Source organism: Nocardia abscessus (assembly GCF_015477775.1).
Classification (GTDB): Bacteria; Actinomycetota; Actinomycetes; order Mycobacteriales; family Mycobacteriaceae; genus Nocardia; species Nocardia abscessus_A.
This window is the reverse complement of the sequence record NZ_JADLQO010000052.1, coordinates 1-1747: the sequence shown is the minus strand read 5'-3', so window position 1 is coordinate 1747 and position 1747 is coordinate 1. Positions and strand designations below refer to the sequence as shown.

At 65.8% G+C, this 1747-nt stretch carries 1 protein-coding gene; it reads left to right on the top strand.

Annotation, left to right across the window (positions count from 1 at the left end):
- Positions 1-1747: acetate--CoA ligase (gene acs / locus IU450_RS39200; protein ID WP_195154769.1), on the top strand; the 1747-nt coding region annotated here is incomplete at both ends.

Sequence of the window (1747 nt, the reverse complement as noted above, 5' to 3'; positions counted from 1 at the left end):
CAGGTGCTGGACTGGAGTGACGCGCCGGTAGCGAAGTGGTTCGTCGGCGGCAAACTCAACGTCGCCTACAACTGCGTGGACCGCCACGTCCTGGACGGACACGGCGACCAGATCGCCATCCACTGGGAAGGCGAACCCGGCGACTCCCGCGCCATCACCTACACCCAACTCCGCGACGAGGTCTGCCGGGCCGCCAACTACCTCACCGAACTCGGCCTGGCCACCGGAGACCGGGTCGCGATCTACATGCCCATGGTCCCCGAAGCCATCATCTCCATGCTCGCCTGCGCCCGCCTCGGACTCACCCACTCCGTCGTCTTCGCCGGCTTCTCCCCCACCGCCCTGCGCCAACGCGTAGACGACGCCGGCGCACGACTGGTGATCACCACCGACGGACAATGGCGCCGCGGCAAAACCGCCCCCCTCAAACAAGCCGTCGACGAAGCCCTGGGTGACGACCCCACCACCGTCGAACACGTCCTGGTCGTACGCCGCACCGGCATCGAAGTCCCCTGGACCCACGGCCGCGACCTGTGGTGGCACGACACCGTCACCCCCGCCTCACCCCAGCACGAAGCCCAACCCTTCGACGCCGAACACCCCCTGTTCATCCTCTACACCTCCGGCACCACCGGAAAACCCAAAGGCATCCTGCACACCACCGGCGGCTACCTCACCCAAACCGCCTACACCCACCACACCGTCTTCGACCACAAACCCGCACAAGACATCTACTGGTGCACCGCCGACATCGGCTGGGTCACCGGACACAGCTACATCGTCTACGGCCCCCTCGCCAACCGCACCACCCAAATCGTCTACGAAGGCACCCCCAACTTCCCCGACGAACACCGCCACTGGCAGATCATCGAAAAATACGGCGTCACCATCTACTACACCGCCCCCACCCTGGTACGCACCTTCATGAAATGGGGCCGAGAAATCCCCGCCGCCCACAACCTGTCCAGCATCCGGCTACTCGGCTCGGTCGGCGAACCCATCAACCCCGAAGCCTGGCGCTGGTACCGCGAAGTCATCGGCGGCAATCGCACCCCCATCGTGGACACCTGGTGGCAAACCGAAACCGGCGCCATCATGATCTCCCCCCTGCCCGGCGTCACCGCCGCCAAACCCGGCGCGGCCATGACCCCACTGCCCGGCATCTCCGCCCAAGTCGTCGACGAAGAAGGCAAACCGGTCCAACGCGGCGAAACCGAAGCCAACGGCTACCTCGTGCTCGACCAGCCCTGGCCATCGATGCTGCGCGGCATCTGGGGCGACATGCAACGCTACAAAACCACCTACTGGGAACGCTTCGCCGAACAAGGCTGGTACTTCGCAGGCGACGGCGCCAAACTCGACACCGACGGCGACCTGTGGGTCCTCGGCCGCGTCGACGACGTCATGAACGTCTCCGGCCACCGAATCTCCACCGCCGAAGTCGAATCCGCCCTCGTCGGACACCACACCGTCGCCGAAGCCGCCGTCGTCGGCGCCACCGACCCCACCACCGGCCAAGGCATCGTCGCCTTCGTCATCCTCACCGCCAACGCCCAACACACCCCCACCCTCATCGACGACCTCAAAACCGAAGTCGCCCGCGAAATCAGCCCCATCGCCCGACCACGAGAAATCCACATCGTCCCCGAACTCCCCAAAACCCGCAGCGGCAAAATCATGCGCCGCCTCCTGCGCGACGTCGCCGAAGGACGCGAACTCGGCGACACCTCCACCCTGGTGGACCCGA